Source organism: Shinella zoogloeoides, from assembly GCF_033705735.1.
Classification (GTDB): domain Bacteria; phylum Pseudomonadota; class Alphaproteobacteria; order Rhizobiales; family Rhizobiaceae; genus Shinella; species Shinella zoogloeoides_A.
Genome location: NZ_CP131130.1, coordinates 1,826,583 through 1,847,113 on the forward strand (window position 1 = coordinate 1,826,583; position 20,531 = coordinate 1,847,113).

At 65.5% G+C, this 20,531-nt stretch carries 16 protein-coding genes; 2 read left to right on the forward strand and 14 right to left on the reverse strand.

Annotation, left to right across the window (positions count from 1 at the left end):
* Window positions 1-68 precede the first annotated feature (68 nt).
* Window positions 69-986, forward strand: coding sequence for a M23 family metallopeptidase (locus ShzoTeo12_RS09285; protein WP_318909355.1), 918 nt, complete (start codon window positions 69-71; stop codon window positions 984-986).
* On the opposite strand, the gene ligA is transcribed toward ShzoTeo12_RS09285, so the two are convergent.
* The 8 genes from ligA to ShzoTeo12_RS09325 all read right to left on the reverse strand — a co-directional run bounded on the left by ligA (window position 973) and on the right by ShzoTeo12_RS09325 (window position 12,386).
* Complete coding sequence (gene ligA, locus ShzoTeo12_RS09290; RefSeq protein ID WP_318909356.1) at window positions 973-3,135, reverse strand: NAD-dependent DNA ligase LigA; 2,163 nt, start codon at window positions 3,133-3,135, stop codon at window positions 973-975. The two genes, ShzoTeo12_RS09285 and ligA, sit on opposite strands and share 14 nt — an antisense overlap.
* Before the next feature lie 230 nt (window positions 3,136-3,365).
* Entirely contained in the window at window positions 3,366-5,036 is a 1,671-nt protein-coding gene (recN, locus tag ShzoTeo12_RS09295) for a DNA repair protein RecN (RefSeq protein ID WP_119255999.1), read from the reverse strand.
* 21 nt (window positions 5,037-5,057) lie between these two features.
* Entirely contained in the window at window positions 5,058-5,924 is an 867-nt protein-coding gene (locus ShzoTeo12_RS09300) for an outer membrane protein assembly factor BamD (RefSeq protein WP_119255998.1), read from the reverse strand.
* 154 nt (window positions 5,925-6,078) lie between these two features.
* A complete protein-coding gene (gene lpxC / locus ShzoTeo12_RS09305; RefSeq protein WP_119256375.1) occupies window positions 6,079-7,038 on the reverse strand; it encodes a UDP-3-O-acyl-N-acetylglucosamine deacetylase in 960 nt (319 codons plus the stop codon).
* Between the two features lie 331 nt (window positions 7,039-7,369).
* Entirely contained in the window at window positions 7,370-9,127 is a 1,758-nt protein-coding gene (gene ftsZ, locus ShzoTeo12_RS09310) for a cell division protein FtsZ (RefSeq protein ID WP_318909361.1), read from the reverse strand.
* 96 nt (window positions 9,128-9,223) lie between these two features.
* Window positions 9,224-10,555, reverse strand: a complete 1,332-nt coding sequence (gene ftsA / locus ShzoTeo12_RS09315; RefSeq protein ID WP_119255996.1) for a cell division protein FtsA — start codon at window positions 10,553-10,555, stop codon at window positions 9,224-9,226.
* The gene (locus ShzoTeo12_RS09320) at window positions 10,552-11,472 is read right to left on the reverse strand and encodes a cell division protein FtsQ/DivIB (protein ID WP_413251090.1); all 921 of its coding nucleotides are present in this window, start codon (window positions 11,470-11,472) and stop codon (window positions 10,552-10,554) included. The genes ftsA and ShzoTeo12_RS09320 overlap by 4 nt, the downstream gene beginning before the upstream one ends.
* On the reverse strand, window positions 11,460-12,386 hold the full coding sequence (locus ShzoTeo12_RS09325; protein ID WP_119255994.1) for a D-alanine--D-alanine ligase: 927 nt from the start codon (window positions 12,384-12,386) through the stop codon (window positions 11,460-11,462). Before ShzoTeo12_RS09325 ends, ShzoTeo12_RS09320 begins: the two co-directional genes overlap by 13 nt.
* A gap of 428 nt (window positions 12,387-12,814) precedes the next feature.
* Here ShzoTeo12_RS09325 and ShzoTeo12_RS09330 point away from each other — a divergent pair, with 428 nt between their 5' ends.
* Window positions 12,815-14,119 carry an MFS transporter gene (locus tag ShzoTeo12_RS09330; RefSeq protein WP_318909363.1) on the forward strand — a complete coding sequence of 435 codons (1,305 nt, stop codon included), beginning with the start codon at window positions 12,815-12,817 and terminating at the stop codon, window positions 14,117-14,119.
* 70 nt (window positions 14,120-14,189) lie between these two features.
* Here ShzoTeo12_RS09330 and aqpZ (ShzoTeo12_RS09335) read toward each other — a convergent pair whose 3' ends face one another.
* The 6 genes from aqpZ (ShzoTeo12_RS09335) to ftsW all read right to left on the reverse strand — a co-directional run bounded on the left by aqpZ (ShzoTeo12_RS09335) (window position 14,190) and on the right by ftsW (window position 20,520).
* The gene (gene aqpZ / locus ShzoTeo12_RS09335) at window positions 14,190-14,876 is read right to left on the reverse strand and encodes an aquaporin Z (RefSeq protein WP_119255992.1); all 687 of its coding nucleotides are present in this window, start codon (window positions 14,874-14,876) and stop codon (window positions 14,190-14,192) included.
* 138 nt (window positions 14,877-15,014) lie between these two features.
* Window positions 15,015-15,701, reverse strand: a complete 687-nt coding sequence (aqpZ, locus tag ShzoTeo12_RS09340) for an aquaporin Z (protein WP_318909365.1) — start codon at window positions 15,699-15,701, stop codon at window positions 15,015-15,017.
* Between the two features lie 150 nt (window positions 15,702-15,851).
* On the reverse strand, window positions 15,852-16,826 hold the full coding sequence (murB, locus tag ShzoTeo12_RS09345) for a UDP-N-acetylmuramate dehydrogenase (protein ID WP_119255990.1): 975 nt from the start codon (window positions 16,824-16,826) through the stop codon (window positions 15,852-15,854).
* Window positions 16,823-18,238, reverse strand: a complete 1,416-nt coding sequence (gene murC, locus ShzoTeo12_RS09350; RefSeq protein WP_318909366.1) for a UDP-N-acetylmuramate--L-alanine ligase — start codon at window positions 18,236-18,238, stop codon at window positions 16,823-16,825. The genes murB and murC overlap by 4 nt, the downstream gene beginning before the upstream one ends.
* Window positions 18,235-19,356, reverse strand: a complete 1,122-nt coding sequence (gene murG, locus ShzoTeo12_RS09355; RefSeq protein WP_318909368.1) for an undecaprenyldiphospho-muramoylpentapeptide beta-N-acetylglucosaminyltransferase — start codon at window positions 19,354-19,356, stop codon at window positions 18,235-18,237. Before murG ends, murC begins: the two co-directional genes overlap by 4 nt.
* Window positions 19,357-19,365: 9 nt before the next feature.
* Complete coding sequence (gene ftsW / locus ShzoTeo12_RS09360; RefSeq protein WP_119255987.1) at window positions 19,366-20,520, reverse strand: putative lipid II flippase FtsW; 1,155 nt, start codon at window positions 20,518-20,520, stop codon at window positions 19,366-19,368.
* Window positions 20,521-20,531 lie beyond the last annotated feature (11 nt).

Sequence of the window (20,531 nt, forward strand, 5' to 3'; positions counted from 1 at the left end):
GTCCAGCAACGATAACACCCGTGTCCGGCGGTGAGGGAGGGCATGGCTGATCCAGCAAGGTCGGAACCATGGAACTGCCTCTTCTCATCCTGTTGACGACCCAGGTCCTGCTTCCGCTCTTCTTCCTGCTGTGGCTCTGGCTGCCGCGCCCCACCGACCGGCTGGGCTGGGCGATGCGCGTGCTCTACGGAGCGAGCTACTTCGCCTTCATCCTCGTGATCGGCCGCTGGGATTTCCTAAGCGCGGATCTGGAGTTGGTCCTGCCCATCCTCTTTGTCGCCCTCGCCGCCCTCTCCTACCTGCGCGTGCGGGATCGCCCCTGGAACGGGGCCCGCTCCGCCATCCGCAAGCATGGCCTGACGGCGGCGATGGCGGTCTTCTTCCTCGCGCTGACGGCCCGCGCGCTTTCCGGCTACGGCTATCAGGAAACCGCGGTGGAGCTTGCCTTCCCCTTCGGCCCGGGCACCTACTATATCGGCCAGGGCGGCGGCGCGACGGCGATCAACTACCACCATGCGGAGCGGAGTCAGCACTACGCGCTCGATATCGTCGCGCTCAACCGTTTCGGCGCGCGGGCAAACGGCCTGATGCCCGAGAACCTCACCGACTATGTCATCTTCGACCGCGAGGTGAAAAGCCCCTGCACGGGCGTCGCCATCTCCGCCCATGACGGCATCGCGGACAATCCCATCTCACAGACCAATACGAGCGAGCCCGCCGGCAACCACATCATCCTTGCCTGCGGCACGGCGCGCATCCTGCTCGCCCATTTCAGGAAGGGCTCGATCGCCGTTTCGGGCGGCGCGATCGTCACGGAGGGCGAGACGCTCGGCCGGGTGGGCAATTCGGGCAACTCCTCGGAGCCGCACCTGCATATCCACGCCTATCTCGGCGGCACGCTCGAGCCCGATGCCGGCCTCGGCGTGCCGATGACCTTCGACGGCGGCCGCTTCCTGGTGCGCGGCTCGACCGTCACGATCCCCTGATGCGCTCGAACCAGCCGTCCTCGTCGATCACCTCGACATCGAACTCGCGCGCCTTGTCGAGCTTGGAGCCCGCACCGGGGCCGGCGACCACGAGGTCGGTCTTCTTGGAGACCGAGCCCGCCACCTTGGCCCCCAGCCGCTCGGCCATGGCCTTGGCCTCGTCGCGCGTCATCTTCTCCAGCGAGCCGGTGAAGACGACCGTCTTGCCGGCAACCGGGCTCGACGTCGCCACCACCGCCTCGGCGGCCTCCGGCACCACCTCTTCGAGAAGCCGGCCGAGCACGTCGAGATTGCGCGGCTCCTTGTAGAATTCCACGATGGCCCGGGCGACGACCTCGCCGATGCCGTCGATGCTGTTGAGCTCGTTCCACGCCTCGCCCGAAAGCGGCGCCGCCGCCTTCATCGCCTCCTCGAAGGCGGCATAGGTGCCATAGGCGCGCGCCAGGATCTTGGCATTGGTCTCGCCGACATGGCGGATGCCGAGCGCATAGATGAAGCGGTTGAGGGCAATGGAGCGCCGGGCATCGATGGCGTCGAAGAGCTTGCGAACGCTGACCTTGCCGAAGCCGTCGATATTCTCCAGCTTGAGCAGCAGCGAGGCTTCCTGCCGCCGCTTGAGCGTGAAGATATCGGGCGCCGTGCGGATCGACAGCGACGGGTCCTCCGCCTCGAAGAAGAAGTCGATCTGCTTGGAGCCGAGCCCCTCGATGTCGAAGGCGTTGCGCGAGACGAAGTGCTTCAGGTGCTCCACCGCCTGCGCGCGGCAGACGAAGCCGCCGGTGCAGCGCGTGACGGAATCGAGCCGGCCCGTCTTCTCGTGGCGCTCGCGCACGGCGTGGCTGCCGCAGACCGGGCAGATCTTGGGAAATTCGTAGGGTTGCGCTTCCGTCGGCCGCTTTTCCATCACGACGTCGAGCACCTGCGGGATGACGTCGCCGGCCCGCTGGACGATGACGGTATCGCCGATGCGGATATCGTGCCCCTCCTCGCGGATGCGCTCGCCGCTGTTGCCGATACCCTCGATATAATCCGCATTGTGCAGCGTGGCATTGGTGACGACCACGCCGCCGACAGTGACGGGCACGAGGCGCGCGACGGGCGTCAGCGCGCCGGTGCGCCCGACCTGGATATCGATCTTCTCGACGGTGGTGAACGCCTGCTCGGCCGGGAACTTGTGCGCCGTCGCCCAGCGCGGCGAGCGGGAGCGGAAGCCGAGGCGCTCCTGCAACGCCAGTTCGTCCACCTTGTAGACGACGCCGTCGATATCGTAGTCGAGGTCCGGCCGGGCAAGGCCGATCTCGCGGTAATGCGCGATGATGTCGTCGACGCGGGTCAGCCGCTCGGTCATCGGGTTGACGGGGAAGCCCCAGGATTTCAGCACGCCGATCATGCCGAACTGCGTGTCCGCCGGCATGTCCGACATCTCGCCCCAGGCATATGCGAAGAAGCGTAGCTTGCGGCTCGCCGTCACCGAGGCGTCGAGCTGGCGGAGCGAGCCGGCGGCCGTGTTGCGCGGATTGACATAGGTCTGCTTGCCTTCCGCCGCCATCTTCTCGTTGAGCGCGAGGAAATCGCTCTTGGCCATGTAGACCTCGCCGCGCACCTCCACGACGGCCGGCGCGCCGGCCGGCAGGCGGTCGGGGATTTCGGTGATGGTCAGCACATTGGCCGTGACGTTCTCGCCCGTCGTGCCGTCGCCGCGGGTCGCAGCGGTCACAAGGCGGCCGTTCTCGTAGCGGATCGACATGGAAAGCCCGTCGATCTTCGGCTCGGCGGTGAAGGCGATCGAATCGTCCGGCAGGCGGCCGAGGAAGCGGTAGACCGAGGCGACGAAATCCCGCACGTCTTCATCGGAAAACGTATTGTCGAGCGAGAGCATCGGGCGGGAATGGGTGATCGGCGCGAAGGTCGCAAGCGGCGCGGAGCCGACGCGGCGCGACGGGCTGTCATCGCGGACGAGCGCGGGAAAGAGCGCCTCGATCGCCTCGTTTCGGCGCTTCAGCGCGTCGTAGTCGGCATCCGAAATCTCCGGCGCGTCCTGCCCGTGGTAGAGCTCGTCGTTGCGCGCGATCTCCGCCGCCAGATAGGCAAGCTCCGCTGCTGCTTCTTCTTCGGTCAGGGTCTCGACGGGGGTCTTCGCGTTCGCCATGGCATGCTCCGGATTTGGGAGTCGTTTTAGAGCAAAGCTGACGAAAGGAAAGATGCGAGGGCGCGGATGAGCCAGCCCCTCATCCCGCTGCCGCGACCTTCTCCCCGTAAACGGGGAGAAGGGCCATGCCGCCAGGATTTCCCGCATCACTGAAGAACGGCGAAAACAGCGCCACATCCTCCTTCTCCCCGCCTGCGGGGAGAAGGTGCCGGCAGGCGGATGAGGGGCGGCTATACCCCGCCCGACAGCAGCCGTGCCGCCGCTGCCCGAGCCTCGTCGGTCACGGAGGCGCCGGCCAGCATGCGGGCGATCTCTTCCGTGCGGGCGCCGTCGTCCATGCGGGCGACGCGGGTGGCGACGGTCTCGCTGCCCTCCACCGGCCCCTTGGAGATGAGGAGATGCGTCGCCGCCCGGGCCGCGACCTGCGGGGCGTGGGTGACGGAAAGCACCTGCACCGTGGAGGAAAGCCGCTTCAGCCGCTGGCCGATGGCATCCGCCACCGCGCCGCCGACGCCGGTATCGATCTCGTCGAAGACGAGGGTCGGGGCCGAGCCGCGGTCGGCAAGCGCGACCTTCAGCGCCAGCAGGAAGCGCGACAGCTCCCCGCCGGACGCCACCTTCATGATCGGGCCGGGACGCGTGCCGGGATTGGTCTGGACATGGAACTCGACCGTGTCGATCCCCTCCTCCGCCCCGCCTTCGGGATCGGTGGTAATCTCGACGGTGAAGCGCGCGCGCTCCAGCTTGAGCGCCGGCAGCTCGGCCATGACGGCGGCGGCCAGCGCATCGGCGGCATGGTGGCGCTTTTCCGAAAGCGCGCGGGCGGAGACGGCATAGGCCGCGCGCGCCTCGTTGAGGCGCGCTTCGAGCTGCACCAGCTTCTCCTCGCCGGCATCGAGATCGGCAAGGTCGGCGATCATCTTCGCCGCAAGCGCCGGAAGGCCGGTAACGGGAACCGAATATTTGCGGGCGGCGGCGCGCAGCGCGAAAAGCCGCTCTTCCGTGCGCTCCAGTTCCTTGGGGTCGTATTCCGTCTTGCGTAGCGCCGCCTCGACGGCCATCTGCGCGTCGGAAAGCTGGTTCAGCGCCTGGTCGAGCAGTTCGACCGTCTCTTCCAGCAGCCCCGGTGCCTCGTGGCTCTTGCGCTCCAGCCGGCGCACGAGCGCGGCGATCAACGGCACGGGCGAGGCATTGCCGTTCAGGAATTCGCTCGCCTCGTTGACGTCGCCGGCGATGCGCTCGGCCTTCATCATGCGGGCACGCACTTCGGCCAGCGCATCCTCCTCGCCGTCCTGCGGCGAAAGGGTCTCCAGCTCCTCGACGGAGGAGCGCAGATAATCCGCCTCGCGCGCGGCGGCCTCCACCTTCTCGCGGTGGCGGCGCAGCGTGCGCTCGGCATCCTTCCAATGATGATAGAGCGCGCCGACATCGCCCGCCGCTTCCGCAAGGCCGCCGAAGGCGTCGAGCAGCAGACGATGGGCGTCCGTATCGACCAACGCGCGGTCGTCATGCTGGCCATGGATCTCGACGAGAAGCTGACCGGCCTGCCGCATCAGCTGCACGGAGACCGGCTGGTCGTTGACATAGGCCTTGGTGCGGCCATCGGCCGATTGCTGGCGGCGGAAGATGAGGTCGCCGTCGTCGTCGATGCCGTTGTCGCGCAAAAGCGCGCGCGCCGCGTGGCTCATCGGCACGTCGAAGACGGCCGTCACCTGGCCGCGCTCGATGCCGTGGCGCACCAGCGAACCGTCACCGCGCCCGCCGAGCGCCAGCGAGAGACTGTCGAGAAGAATGGACTTGCCGGCGCCCGTCTCGCCCGTCAGCACGGAAAGACCCGGCTCGAATGAAAGGTCGAGCCGTTCGATCAGGACGATATCGCGGATCGATAGCTGCGCCAGCATTGCCGCATCGTTTCTCTTCGCTCAGGCGCCGATCAGCTTCTTGCCGGCGCGCGCGATCCAGGAACCGGAATTTTCACGCGGCTCGAGACCCTTGGTCTGCAGAAGCTTGTAGCTGTCGGAATACCACTGGCTGTCCGGGTAGTTGTGGCCGAGAACGGCGGCCGCCGTCTGCGCTTCGCTGTCGATGCCCATCGCGTAGTAGGTCTCGACGAGACGCGCCAGCGCCTCCTCGATCTGGTTGGTCATCGGATATTTCTCGACGACGACGCGGAAACGGGTCGCCGCAGCGATATATTCCTTGCGCTCGAGATAGTAGCGGCCGATCTGCATTTCCTTGCCGGCGAGCTGGTCGCGGGCAAAGCGAATCTTCGCCTGCGCATCCTCGACATATTCCGAGTTGGGATAGTTGTCGACGACGGCCTGCATGGCCTCCATCGTCTGCTGCGAGGCGCGCTGGTCCTGCGTCACGCTCGGGATCTGCTTCCAGTAGGCAAGGCCGATGATGTACTGCGCATAGGCAGCATCTTCCGACCCCGGATAGAGCGACAGGTAACGCTTGCCGGCGGTGATCGCCTCTTCGTTGCGGCCCTGGCGATAATTCGTGAAGGCCAGCATGACGAGCGACTTGCGCGCCTGGTCAGAGAACGGGCTCTGGCGGTCGACCGCCTCGAACTTGCGGCCCGCCTCACCCACCTTGCCGGCATTGAGGTTGGCAAGGCCCTGGTTGTAGAGCGTGTCCGGGGATTCGGCTTCGCCGGTCAGTTTCGTGATGTCGATGTCCGGGTCCGACTGGCAAGCAGAAAGACCAATCGAAGACGCCGTAGCGAAAAGCGTAAGATAGACAATGCGCGCCGTCTTCTTCACACCAACAGACCCTGCAACAACCATGTGACAATCCCAGTTAACGGCACTTGAAGCGGACAGGCCGCACACGCGCCCCGCGTTGTATCTCCAAATACAGGAAGATCGCAACGCCATGCCGACGCATTAACGCATTTTTATGGCAATCGTACCGGGAGGATGACGCCGGGCCGACCCTGGTTCAAAGAGACCAGGGGGCGAATTCCGGAGCGTTGACGGCGATCAGCTCGCGCTGGCCGGCGCGCGAACGCGGCGCGGAGGCCTCGACCACCTCATAGGCGGTGCGGTCGCTGAGCAGCGCCTTGAGCGCATAGGCATTCATCTTGTGGCCGCCGCGATAGGAGCGGTAGCAGCCGATGAACTGCGCACCGGCAAGGGCGAGGTCGCCGACGGCGTCGAGCGTCTTGTGGCGGACGAACTCGTCCTTGGCGTAGCGCAGGCCCTCGACATTGATCACGGTGTTGTCGTCGGAGATGACGACGGAGTTTTCCAGCGACGAGCCGAGCGCATGGCCGGAAGCCCAGAGCCGCTCGACATCGCGCATGAAGCCGAAGGTGCGGGCGCGCGACAGCTCGTTGCGGAAGGTGGTGGAGGTCAGGTCGCCCTTCCAGGACTGGCGGCCGATCAGCGGGCAGTCGAAATCGATCTCGACCTCGAATCGCGTGCCGCCGTCATAGGGCAGGAACTCGGCCCAGGAGGCGCCGGCTTCGATTCGCACCGGCTTGACGATGCGGATATAGCGGCGCTTCACGGAGAGCGCGACGAGGCCGACCTGGTCGATGGCGTCGATGAAGGGGGCGGAGCTGCCGTCCATGATCGGCATTTCAGCGCCGTGCACTTCGATCAGCACATTGTCGAGGCCGAGCGCGTAGAGCGCAGCCATGACGTGCTCGACCGTGGCGATCGACGCTGCGGGAGAAAAGCCGAGGACGGTGCAGAGGTCGGTATTGCCGACCTGCGAGGAGACCGCGCGGTATTCGCTGACCGTGCCGTCGTCGTGCAGGCGCTGGAAGACGACGCCGCTGTCGGCCTCGGACGGATTGAAGGTGATCGATACGGCCGCGCCGGAATGGACGCCCGTCCCGGAAATCGTCACCGGGCTGGAAATCGTCGTTTGGAAACCGAGCATACCGATCGTCATCTGCATTCGCCTTATCTTACTATCGGCTCATTCTTCGCCGACATTGTCTGTTCAGGGCTCAGGAAGCCATTCGCCGGACGCGCCACGTCCGCCGACTTTCATGCCGGACCGTCTGGAGTGTGATGTGCACTCCGGCAAGGCCTTCCGCGCGAATCCTGACTATCCCCTTTGCCCAGCCTGAATGTAGTAGGCCCCTCACCTTCAGACAAATCACTGTTTCTTTCGTTTTGTTACGCATGTTTCAGCTAACAAGTTATTGAAAGGAAACGGAAATAAAAATGCCCGGATCGGCGATCCGGGCATCTTGTTTCAGGGGGCTACCCGAAGGGCGTCAGTTGGACTGCCGGCGGAGGAACGCCGGGATTTCCAGCTGGTCGTCTTCCTGCAGCGCGCGCGGCTGCGGATTGGCGCGGCCGTGGTCGTCGAGCTGGCCGCGACGCGGTGCGTAGAGGCTGGCTTCGGCCGAGAGCGGGCGGCGCTGCTGCTGGGCGGCAGGAGCGGCCTGCTCCTGTGCATGCGCTTCCTCATGACGGCCGAGCGACGAGGTCAGGCGCTTGAGGAGGCCCATCGGGCCGCGCTCTTCCTGGTGTCCCATGGCCGGCTGCTGGGCGGTGCGGTGGTCGATTTCTGCCTGCACGACCGGCGGGAAGTCCTCGATCTTCGGCATGCGCATGGCCTGCGGCTCCTGACGGATGATCGGAGCGGCGGGCTCGACGCGCTGCTGCATGACCGGGGCCTGCTGCACGGGCTGCTGGACCGGGATCGAACGCTGGACGACCGGCATTTCGGCGGGCGCTGCGAAGATGCGGTTCTGCAGGCGCGGCTCTTCGTGGTGCGCGGCGACCTGCTGGACCGGTGCCGGGCGGCTTGCCGAGATGGCGAGTTCCCGCTCGAGGTTTTCCTCGGAAGCGCGGATCGCTTCGGCAATCGGGTCGATGACCGGCTGCTGGGCGACCGGCTGCTGCATGACCGGCTGGTGCTGCATCACGGGCTGCTGCGCGACAGGCTGCGGAGCGGCGGCGACGGGCTGGACCTGCGGCTGGACCGGAACGGCGGCCGACGGACGGACTACTGGCTTGCTATGGCCGCGAAAGTCAGCAGAACGACCGGCCACCTCCGAGGCCGAGCGATCGATGCCGGTGGCGACGACGGAGACGCGGATGAGGCCTTCGAGCTCTTCGTCGAAGGTGGCGCCGAGGATGATGTTCGCATCCGGATCGACTTCCTCGCGAATACGGGTCGCAGCTTCGTCGACTTCGAAGAGGGTGAGGTCGCGGCCGCCGGTGATGGAGATCAGCAGGCCCTGCGCGCCCTTCATCGAGGTTTCGTCGAGCAGCGGGTTGGCGATGGCGGCCTCGGCGGCGGCCATTGCGCGGCCTTCGCCCGAAGCTTCGCCCGTGCCCATCATGGCGCGGCCCATCTCGCGCATCACCGAGCGGACGTCGGCGAAGTCGAGGTTGATGAGGCCTTCCTTGACCATCAGATCGGTGATGCAGGCGACGCCCGAATAGAGCACCTGATCAGCCATCGCGAAGGCGTCGGCGAAGGTGGTCTTGTCGTTGGCGATGCGGAAGAGGTTCTGGTTCGGGATGACGATCAGCGTGTCGACCGACTTCTGGAGTTCCAGTATACCTTCTTCGGCGAGGCGCATGCGGCGGCCGCCTTCGAAGTGGAACGGCTTGGTGACGACACCGACGGTCAGGATGCCCTTGTTACGGGCGGCCTGCGCGACGATCGGGGCAGCACCCGTGCCGGTGCCGCCGCCCATGCCGGCGGTGACGAAGCACATGTGGGTGCCGTTGAGGTGATCGATGATCTCGTCGATGCACTCTTCGGCGGCCGCGCGGCCGACTTCCGGCTGCGAGCCGGCGCCGAGGCCTTCGGTGACCTGGACACCCATCTGGATGATCCGCGAAGCCTTGGTCATGGACAGCGCCTGGGCGTCGGTGTTGGCGACGACGAAGTCGACGCCTTCGAGGCCCGCGGTGATCATGTTGTTGACGGCATTGCCGCCGCCGCCGCCGACACCGAAGACGGTGATGCGGGGCTTCAGCTCAGTGATGTCCGGCTTCTGCAGCTTGATAGTCATTGCATTGTTCCTTTCGTTTCCGGCCGCTTCGCCCAGCCGGTCTATTCACGATACTCGTTGTCGGTCTTTCCCGGCGGCACGCCGTCGGGAAACCCGTCAGAAACTTTCCTTCAGCCACTGGCCCATGCGGGCGATGCGGCCGTTGCCACCCGTGAGCTGCGAGAGCATGCCGCCCTGCACAGCGTGTTCTTCCAGTTCCGCAACCTGCGGATAGATCATGAGGCCTACCGCGGTCGAAAAGGCCGGGCCCTTCGCCGCCGTCGGCAGGCCGGACACGCCGAGCGGCCGGCCGATGCGGACGTTGCGGGCGAGGATGCGGCGGGCCGCTTCCGGCAGGCCGGTCAGCTGGCTTGCGCCGCCCGTCAGCACGATCCGCTTGCCCACGATCGGCGAGAAGCCGGAACGCTGGATGCGGTCACGGATAAGTTCAAGCGTCTCCTCGATCCGAGCCCGCACGATGCGCGAGATGAGCGTGCGCGGCACGTGGGTCGGCTGGTCGCGGTCGTCCTCGCCGATCGGCGGGACGGTGATGATGTCGCGCTCGTCGCCGGCGTTCGGCAGCGCCGAGCCATGGACGACCTTGAGGCGTTCGGCATCCTCGATGCGGGTCGAGAGGCCACGCGCGAGGTCCGTGGTGACGTGGTGACCGCCGAGCGAGACCGCGTCGGAATGCACCAGTTTGCCTTCGGCGAAGACGGAGATCGTCGTCGTGCCGCCGCCCATGTCGATGCAGGCGCAGCCGAGCTCGACCTCATCGTCGACGAGAGCCGAAAGGCCGCTGGCATAGGGCGTCGCCACCATGCCCTCGACGGAGAGGTGCGCGCGGTTGATGCACAGTTCGAGATTCTTCAGCGCGGTGCGCTCTGCCGTCAGCACATGCATGTCGACGCCGAGCACGTCGCCGAACATGGAGAGCGGATCGCGGATGCCGCGCTCGCCGTCCAGCGAGAAGCCGGTCGGCAGCGAATGGAGGATGGCGCGGTCCTGGCGCAGCGACTGCTGGCCGGCGACGGCGAGCACCTTGCGCAGGTCGTTGGCGTCGACTTCCTGGCCGCCGAGGTCGATGGTGGCGGTGTAGACGTCGCTCTGCAGGCGGCCGGCGGAAACGTTGACAATCAGGCTCTCGATGGTGAGGCCGGCCATGCGCTCGGCCGCATCGACGGCAAGGCGTACGACGCTCTCGACGGCGTCGAGATCGGTGATCACGCCGTTCTTCACGCCGCGGGATTTCTGGTGGCCGATGCCGATGACTTCGACATTGTGCGTGCGGCCCGGCAGGATCTCGCTCTCGGCGCGCGGCGTCAGCCGGCCGATCATGCAGACGATCTTGGTGGAACCGATGTCGAGGACCGAAACGACGTGAGCACGCTTGGAGGAAAGCGGCTTCAAGCGCGGCAGGCCGAAATGGGACGAACCGAAAATGCTCATGTGCGCTTCGCTGCCTTCTTCAGGTCCTTTGCCCTCTGCTCGACCGCCACATTGCGGCGTTCGAGCGCCCCTTCCGTGAGCCGCACCGTGGTGCGGTCCTCGAGCCGCAGGTCGACCGCGGCGATGTCCCGTTCCAGCAGCCCCTCCTCGCCTTCCAGCGTCGCCAGCATGTCCATGGCGCGCGGCACGTTGTGCTCCGGCAGCTTCACGACGATGCCGTTGTCGAGGCGCAGGTCCCAGCGGCGGCCGGCGACCCGGATATAGGCCTTCACCCGCGCCTTGATCTCCGGCCAGTTGTCGAACTCGTCAGCAAAGCCGGCGGCGGCCGTCTCGGCGTCACGGCCGACGAAGAGCGGCAGCGAGGAGAACTTGTTGTCACGCAGCGGCGCGATCACCGAACCGTTCTTCTCGATCAGCGACAGGTCGTTGCCGTGCTGCCAGATCGCGAAGGCCTCGCGCTCCTTGAGCGCGATCTCGATCGTGCCCGGATAGACCTTGCGGACGGAAACGTCCTGCACCCAGGGCAGATCGGCGAGCTTGGCGCGCGCATCCTTGACGTCGAGCGCGACCAGTGAGGTCGTGCCGTCGAGGCCGAGGCGCTCGAGAATGTCGATCTCGGAGGTCTCGCGGTTGCCGGAGACCTTCACGTCCTCGATGGCAAAGCCCATCGCGGTGGTCGAGGCCTGGGCGAAATCCTGCGAATGGCCGCCCAGCGACATGCCGTAAAGGCCGGTCGAGCCGAGGAACAGCACCGTCGCGACGCTGCCGGTATGGCGCGGAATGGCGATGCGGCCGGCAGCAAGGCTGACGAGAAAACGCACGACCCGGCGCAGCGGTCGCGGCAGCACGCGGCCGGCTTCCGGCTCGGAAAGCCCGGCGGGACGCACCCTGCTCTTCCTGAGGCTCAACGCAAGCACGACGCGTCCTCCACCATCCACTTCAAGAATTCACCAAAGGAATGGCCGGCATGGTCGGCCATTTCGGGCACCAGGGAGGTAGGGGTCATGCCGGGCTGGGTGTTGATCTCCAGCCAGATAAGCTCGCCATTCTCGGAAAAACGGTCGTCGTAGCGGAAGTCGGAACGGCTGACGCCACGGCACCCGATCGCTTGATGCGCCTTGAGTGCGAGTGTTTGTACTTTTTGGTAAATATTCGGTGAAATTTGCGCCGGGATGACGTGTTTCGAACCGCCTTTTACATATTTGGAATCGTAGTCGTAGAAGGAATGGCCTTGCGGAATAACTTCCGTGACGCCGAGCGCGACATCGCCCATGACGCCGCAGGTCAATTCGCGGCCATAGACGTAGCGCTCGACCATGACGCTGTCGCCATAGCGCCATTCCGAGGAGGTGATGATCTGCGGCGGATGCGACTGGTCTTCCTTGACCATGACCACGCCGAAGGACGACCCCTCGCGCACGGGCTTGACCACATAAGGCGGCTTCATCGGATGGCTGGAGGTGAAGTCGAAGCGATTCATCAGGCGTTGCTCGGCAACAGGAATGCCGGCCGCCTTGGCGATGATCTTCGCCTGCGCCTTGTCCATGGCGAGCGCGGAAGCGAGCACGCCGGAATGGGTATAGGGGATTTCCAGATATTCGAGGATGCCCTGGATGGTGCCGTCCTCGCCGAAGGGACCGTGCAGCGCGTTGAAGGCGACGTCCGGCTTGAGATCGGCAAGCACGCTGGCGACGTCATGACCGACATCCACGCGCGTGACCCTGTAGCCGACAGCCTCGAGCGTATCGGCGCAAGCATTCCCCGACGAAAGGCTCACCGGCCGTTCCGACGAAAAACCACCCATCAGCACCGCGACATGCTTCACGCTCATAGAACCCTCGACTGTATTCCGCACACTGCCCCTCGACCCTTGCGCGGACCTGATTTGCCTTGCGGTCCGACTCGACGGGCGAGTTGGGACCACTAGAGCGCCATTAAGGTTAATGAAGCGTTTACTTTCGTTAACCTGACGCATCGCGGGACAAATTTTCCTCGCGCCGAATCAGGCAACGCTTCGATTCTCTCTCTGGAATCAGAGAGTTGCGCGCGGCGCAAGAAAAACCGGCGAATCGGGCATCATCACGTCCATGCGCGCACCGGCGATGCGTTTCGTAAATGCTCGGGTCTCAGGGAAGAACGAAAAGTACGATTTTTCGCCCATTCGGGTAGTTTTATTGTTTCGTCGACCGGATGGTTGGCGTAAAAGCCCGCTGCTGCCTCCCAAGACGGCAAACAAGAAACATCAAAAAGGCACCCCCGATGAGTAAGACACTCTCTTCCGGGTCGCCGACCGCAGCGCATTCCAACCGCGCCGGGCTCAATTCCCCGGCGCGCGTTCTTTTTGCAAGCCTGGTCGGAACGACCATCGAATTCTTCGATTTCTACGTTTACGCCACCGCCGCCGTGCTGGTCTTCCCGACGCTGTTCTTCCCGAACAGCGATCCGACGACGGCGCTGCTCGCCTCCTTCGCGACCTTCTCCATCGCGTTCTTCGCCCGCCCGCTCGGCGCCATCGTCTTCGGGCATTACGGCGACCGCATCGGCCGCAAGACGACGCTCGTCGCCGCGCTCCTGACCATGGGCGTCTCGACCGTGATCATCGGTCTCCTGCCGTCCTATGACTCGATCGGCGTGCTCGCGCCCCTGCTGCTGGCGCTGTGCCGATTCGGCCAGGGCTTCGGCCTCGGCGGCGAATGGGGCGGCGCGGTGCTGCTCGCGACGGAAAACGCCCCTCCGGGCAAGCGCAGCTGGTACGGCATGTTCCCGCAGCTCGGCGCGCCGGTCGGCCTCTTCCTCTCCTCAGGCATCTTCTGGCTGCTGCTGCACGTCATGTCGCAGGACGCGCTGCTCGCCTGGGGCTGGCGCATTCCCTTCGTGGCGTCCATCGTGCTCATCGCCGTCGGCCTCTGGGTCCGCCTGTCGATCACCGAGACGCCCGCCTTCCAGAAGGCCATCGAGAAGCAGGAACGCGTGGAAGTGCCGGTCGTCGAGCTCTTCCGCAACCACAAGCGCAGCCTCGTGCTCGGCACCTTCGTGGCGCTCGCCACCTTCGTGCTGTTCTATATCGGCTCGGCCTATCTGCTGTCCTATAACGTCAAGGTGCTGAAGCTGCCCTTCGTCGAGGCGCTCGAGATCCAGCTCGTCGGCTCGGTGCTGTTCGGCCTGTTCATTCCCTTCGCCGGCAAGCTCGCCGAAAGGTTCGGCCGCCGCGAGGTGCTGATCGCCACGACCGTGCTGATCGGCGTCTTCTCGTTCTTCCTGCCGGGCCTGATGACCGGCGGCGAAACCGGCACCTTCGTCTTCGTGATCTTCGCGATGGCGCTGATGGGCATGACCTACGGCCTGATCGGCACGGCGCTTGCCGCGCCCTTCCCCACGAAGGTGCGCTATACGGGCTCGTCGATCACCTTCAACTTCGCCGGCATCTTCGGCGCCTCGCTTGCGCCCTATATCGCGACCTGGCTGCAGGCGAATTACGGCATGGCCTATGTCGGCTACTATCTCGGCCTCTCGGCCGTCATCACGCTGGCCTGCATCCTGCTTTCGGGCAAGGAAGAGGTCTGAGCCTTCACGGAGAGGGCCCCGAATCGAAAAACCCGCCGCGTCGCCGCGGCGGGTTTTCTTTTGCCGGCGATCAGTCGTCCTCGCCGACGATCTTCCAGACGATGCCGCCGATGACGGCCCCGAGGATCGGCGCCACCCAGAACAGCCAGAGCTGCGAGAGCGCCGCCGTATCGGCGAAGAGCGCCACGCCCGTCGAGCGCGCCGGGTTCACCGACGTATTGGTGATCGGGATCGACACGAGGTGGATGAGCGTCAGGCCGAGGCCGATGGCGATCGGCGCGAAGCCCGCCGGCGCGCGGCCGTGGGTCGAGCCGAGAATGATGATGACGAAGAACGCCGTCAGCACCGCCTCGGCAACCAGCGCCGCCGTCAGCGAATAGCCGCCCGGCGAAAGCTCGCCATAGCCGTTCGAGGCAAAGCCGCCCGCCTGGAAACCGTCCTTGCCGGAGGCGATGAGGTAGAGCACGGCCGCCGCAACGACGGCGCCCACGACCTGCGCCACGATATAGGGAACGAGGCGGGAAGCCGGGAATTTGCCCGCGACCGTCAGGCCGACGGAGACAGCCGGATTGAAGTGGCCGCCGGAAATGCCGCCGACCGCATAGGCCATGGTCAGCACCGTGAGGCCGAACGCCAGCGCGACCCCGAGGAAGCCGATGCCGAGCGCCGGAAAGGCGGCGGCGAAGATGGCGCTGCCGCAGCCGCCGAAGACGAGCCAGAACGTGCCGAGGAACTCGGCGGAAAGTTTCTTGAACATGAATGCCCCCTGGTCCAGGCCCCGCTGGAGCGGAGCCGCGCCGCGCAACCGTCGCGCGACCGAGCATAGCATTCACTAAACCTTGCTGAACAGGGGATGAATAAAACCTGCTCGCCGCACGCTGAACGCGCCCGGCAATCAGGCATCTTCGCAAACGACCCTCCAAAGCACCGCACCGATGATCGCGCCCAGCATGGGCGCCAGCCAGAACAGCCAGAGCTGCGGGAGCGCGGCCGTCTCGGCAAACAATGCCAGACCCGTGGAGCGGGCCGGGTTCAGCGACGTATTGGTGATCGGGATCGATACGAGGTTGATCGCGGTCAGGCTGAGGCCGATGGAAATCGGTGCAAAGCCTGCGGGCGCGCGCTCGTGGATCGAGCCGAGGATGACGAAAAGGAAAAGCACCATCAGCACCGTTTCGGTGACGAAACCCGCCGTCAGCGAATAGCCGCCCGGAGAGAGGTCGCCATAGCCGTTCGCGCCGAAACCGCCCGCCACGAAGCCGGCCTTGCCGCTGGCGATGAGGTAGATCACCGCTGCCGCCGCGATCCCGCCGGCAACCTGCGCGATGGCATAAGGCAGCACATGGGCGGCCGGGAACTTGCCGGCAACGGCCAGACCCAGCGAAACGCCGGGGTTCATATGCCCGCCGGAAACATGGCCGATCGCATAGATCATGCTCATCACGGCAATGCCGGCGGAAAAGGCGATGCCGACGATCCCGATGCCGATCTGCGGAAAATGCGCGGCCAGAATGCCGCTGCCGCTGCCGACGAAAACGAGCCAGAACGTGCCGATGAACTCGGCCGTGAGCTTCCTCAACATGAATAATCCCCCTTCGAAGCCAATGCAGCAGGGCTTCGGCGCACTCTCGGTGCGCACGATCTCAGACAGTTTTGGATGAGCTTGCCGAAGGGGGAGAGGGAGTAGCGTGGCGTCGATGCCGCACGCGAACTCCCCAGCAAGCTTGATGTATCAGGCCGTTGCGCGGCCCAGGAATTCCTTCACCTCGTAGCCCGGGATGAAATTGCCGAGGCGCTTGATCTCCCAGTGCAACATGATGCCAGAATGCTCCAGCACGCGGCTGCGCACGGTCTCACCGAGATATTCCAACTCGTAGCCGGTCGCCTGCCCCGTATTGATCATGAAGTTGCAATGCATCGGCGACATCTGCGCGCCGCCGATCATCATGCCACGGCAACCCGCCTCGTCGATCAGCTTCCAGGCGGAATGGCCTTCCGGATTCTTGAAGGTCGAGCCGCCGGTCTTCTCGCGGATCGGCTGCACGGTCTCGCGATGCTGGCGCACGGCGTCCATCTTCGCGCGAATCTCGTCCTTGTCACCCGCCTGCCCCTCGAAGACGGCATGGGTGAAGATGAGGCCGGCGGGCGCGGCGGAATGGCGATAGGTATAGCCCATGTCCGCATTGCTCAGCACATGCGTGTTGCCCTTGCGGTCCACGGCATGAACCTCGGCGACGAGGTCCTTCGTCTCCCCGCCATTGGCGCCGGCATTCATGCGCAGCGCGCCGCCGATGGAACCGGGAATGCCGTAGTAGAACTCGAAGCCGGCAATGCCGTGATCGAGCGCCATGGCGGCGATGTTCTTGTCCGGGCAGATGCCGCCTGCCTTGATGCGATTCTCGCCGACGAGCTCGACATCGCCGAAGCCCTTGGCCGAAAGACGGATCACGACGCCCGGAATGCCGCCGTCGCGCACCAGCAGGTTCGAACCGACGCCCGTCACCGTCAGCGGCACCTCTTCCGGCAGCAGCTTGAGGAAGGTCGTAAGGTCCTCGACGTCATGCGGGTGGAACATCAGCTCGGCAAAGCCGCCGGCGCGGAACCACGTCACGCGATCCATCGGCGCATCCGGCGTCAGGCGGCCGCGAACGTCCTTGATACCCTCGCCCAGCGACGCCAGAAGTTTTGCCCCGTCAACCGTCTTCATGCCACCTCACCCGAAATGCCTGCCAGTTCCTTCGGCAGCGCCTGCGCCCAATACGTGATGCTGCCAGCCCCCAAGAGAACCACAAAGTCGCCCGGCTTTGCAATGCCGGCCACGAGAGGCGCCAGCGCCTCCGGCGCGGTCAGGAACCGCGCGTCGCGATGGCCGGCGGACTTGATGCGCGAAACCAGCTCCTCCGCGCTCACGCCGTCGATGGGGTCCTCGCCCGCCGCGTAGATCGGCGCGATCATGATCGTGTCGGCATCGTTGAAGCAGCCGGCGAATTCCTCGAAGAGGCTTGCCACGCGGCTGTAGCGATGCGGCTGGTGCACGGCGATGATGCGGCCCGAGCAGGCTTCGCGCGCGGCGCGCAGCACGGCCTTGATCTCGACCGGATGGTGGCCGTAGTCGTCATAGACGTTCACGCCGTTCCAGCTTCCGGTGAAGGTGAAGCGGCGCTTGACGCCGCCGAAGCTCGCCAGCCCCTTGGCGATCGCCTCCGGCGTAATGCCGAGACGCTGGGCGACGGCGATGGCGGCGGTCGCGTTGGAAACGTTGTGGCGGCCGGGCATCGGCAGGCGCAGATCCTTCATGGAAATCACTTGGCCGGTGCGGCGGCGGCGGATCTCCACGTCGAAGATGGAGGTCGCGCCGTCCATGCGGATATTGGAAAAGCGCACGTCCGCCTGCGGGTTCTCGCCATAGGTGATGACCTTGCGGTCCTCGATGCGGCTGACCATCGACTGCACTTCGGGATGATCGAGGCACATGACGCCGAAGCCGTAGAACGGCACGTTCTCGACGAACTGGCGGAAGGCCGCGCGCACGGCGTCGAAATTGCCGTAATGGTCGAGATGTTCGGGGTCGATATTGGTGACGACGGCGACGTCCGCCGGCAGCTTGAGGAAGGTGCCGTCCGATTCGTCGGCCTCCACCACCATCCACTCGCCCTCGCCCATGCGGGCATTGGTGCCGTAGGCGTTAATGATGCCGCCATTGATGACGGTCGGGTCGAGCCCGCCTGCTTCGAGAAGCGTCGCGACCATCGAGGTCGTCGTCGTCTTGCCGTGCGTGCCGCCGATGGCGATGGCGTTGCGGAAGCGCATCAGCTCGGCGAGCATTTCCGCGCGGCGCACGACCGGCAGCAGCTTTTCGCGCGCCGCGACGAGTTCCGGATTGCTCTTCCTGATGGCGGTCGACACGACGACGACTTCCGCGTCGCCGAGGTTTTCCGCCCTGTGGCCGACGAAGACCTCGATGCCCTTGTCGCGCAGGCGCTGCACATTGGCGCTGTCCGACTGGTCGGAGCCCTGCACGCGATGGCCGAGATTGTGCAGCACCTCGGCGATGCCGCTCATGCCGATGCCGCCAATGCCGATGAAATGAACGAGCCCTATGCTCTGCGGCATCTTCATGGCCGTTCTCCCTTGAATTGTGCGATCGTCTTGCCGCCCGCAATAGCCTCAACCATCAGGGCGAGCAAGCGCGCGGCGTCCGGTTTGCCCGCCTTTCTGGCATTCGCGGCCATCGCCGCCATGCGCGAAGGGTCGTGCATCGCCTTGGAGACGATGCCGGCAAGGCGCTCCGTCGAAAGCTCGGACTGGGCGATCACCTTCGCCCCGCCGCCGGCGGCAAGCGCCGCGGCATTGGCCGCCTGGTCATGGTCGAGCGCGTAAGGGTAAGGCACGAGGATGGAGGGCCGGCCGATGACCGAGACTTCCGAGACCGTCGAGGCGCCCGAACGGCTGATGACGAGATGGGCGTGGCCGATGCGCGCGGCCATGTCGGTGAAGAAGGGCGAGACGTCGGCTGGAATGCCGAGATCGGCATAGGAGCGCACCACCTCGTCGCGGTCTTCCGGCCGCGCCTGCTGGGTGATCCTCAGCCGCGCCCGATCCTGCGGCTCCAGCGCGGCGATCGCCGAGGGAATGGCCTTGGAGAAGAACTGCGCGCCCTGGCTGCCGCCGAAGACGACGAGGCGGAATTCACCGTCCGCCGAGGCCTCATAGGGAATGGCCGATGCGTCCAGCACGGCCGGGCGCACGGGATTGCCCGTCGTCACCGTCTTTTCCGAATATTGGCCGCCCGTCTCGGGCAGGAAGCCGCCGGCGATAGCCTTCACGCGAGCGGCAAGCACCTTGTTGGCACGGCCCATCACGGCGTTCTGCTCGTGGATCATCGAGGGGATGCCCATGCCGGTCGCGGCAAGCAGCGGCGGCAGGGTCGGATAGCCGCCGAAGCCGACGACGACCTTCGGCCGCAGCCGCGCCATCAGCCTGCGCGCGGCGCGAATGCCTTTCCAGAGGGTCAGAAGCGAGCGGACGACGCTGACCGGGTTCTTCGAGCCGATGGTGGCGGAGGGAACGACATGGATCTCGTCCGCCGGGAACTTGCCGGCAAATCGCTCGGCCCTGCTGTCGGTGACGAGATGGACCGACCAGCCGCCGGCCTTCAGCTCATGCGCCAGCGCCTCTGCCGGAAAGAGATGGCCGCCGGTGCCGCCGGCGGCGAGAAGAACGATGCCCTTGTCCATTCAAAACCCTTATTCAGCGGGCGCCACGATGCCGCCGCGGAAGAGGCTGCGCTCGGAGGCGCGCTTTTCCGGCCGGTGACGGGTCAGCGCCAGGATGAAGCCGGCCGTCACGCAGATCGCGATCATCGACGAGCCGCCATAGGAGATCAGCGGCAGCGTCATGCCCTTGGCCGGCAGCAGCTCCAGATTCACGCCGATATTGATCATCGACTGGATGCCGATCTGCAGCACGAGGCCGGCAACGGCAAAGCGCGTGAAATCGTTGCGCTCCTTGAAGGCATGATTGAGGCCGCGCATCACCACGAAGGCGAAGACCAGCACGATGGCCATGCAGAAGACGATGCCGAATTCCTCGGCCGCGACCGAGAAGATGAAGTCGGTGTGGCTGTCCGGGATGATGCGCTTGACGATGCCCTCGCCCGGTCCCTGGCCGAACCAGTCGCCGCGAATGATGGCTTCCCGCGCCGTGTCCATCTGGAACGTGTCGCCCTCGCCGGTCATGAACTTGTCGATACGCGCCGCCACGTGCGGCAGCAGCGTATAGGCCGTCAGGAGGCCGCCGACGCCCGCCCCGCCGAGGATGATGATCCACAGCCACGGCATGCCCGCCATGAAGAACATGCCGCCCCAGACGGAGGCGGTCAGGATCGTCTGGCCGAGGTCGGGCTGGGCGACGAGCAGCGCCGCGACGATGCCGAAGAGGATGATGGCGAAGAGGTTGCCGGGGATTTCCGGCTGGCGCGCATGCTCGGCGAAGAGCCAGGCGCAGATCACCACGAAGGCCGGCTTCATGAATTCCGAAGGCTGGATGGAAAGGCTGCCGATGGAGATCCAGCGCCGCGAGCCCTTGACCTCGACGCCGAAGAACAGCGCCAGCACCATGGCCGCGAGCGAGACGATGAGAAGGATCATCGCCGCCCGCCGCACCTGCCGGGGCGACATGAACGAAATGCCGAGCATGATGCCGATGGCCGGGATGAGGAAGAAGGCGTGGCGCCGGACGAAGTGGAAGCTGTCGAGGCCGATGCGCTCGGCGACGGCGGGGCTCGCCGCGAAGGACAGCATGAAGCCGAGGCCCATCAGGAGGATGAAGGCCGCGAGGAAGAACCGGTCTATCGTCCAGAACCAGTCCGCCAATGCACCACGTTCGGCACGACTAACCATGTCTCTTTCCT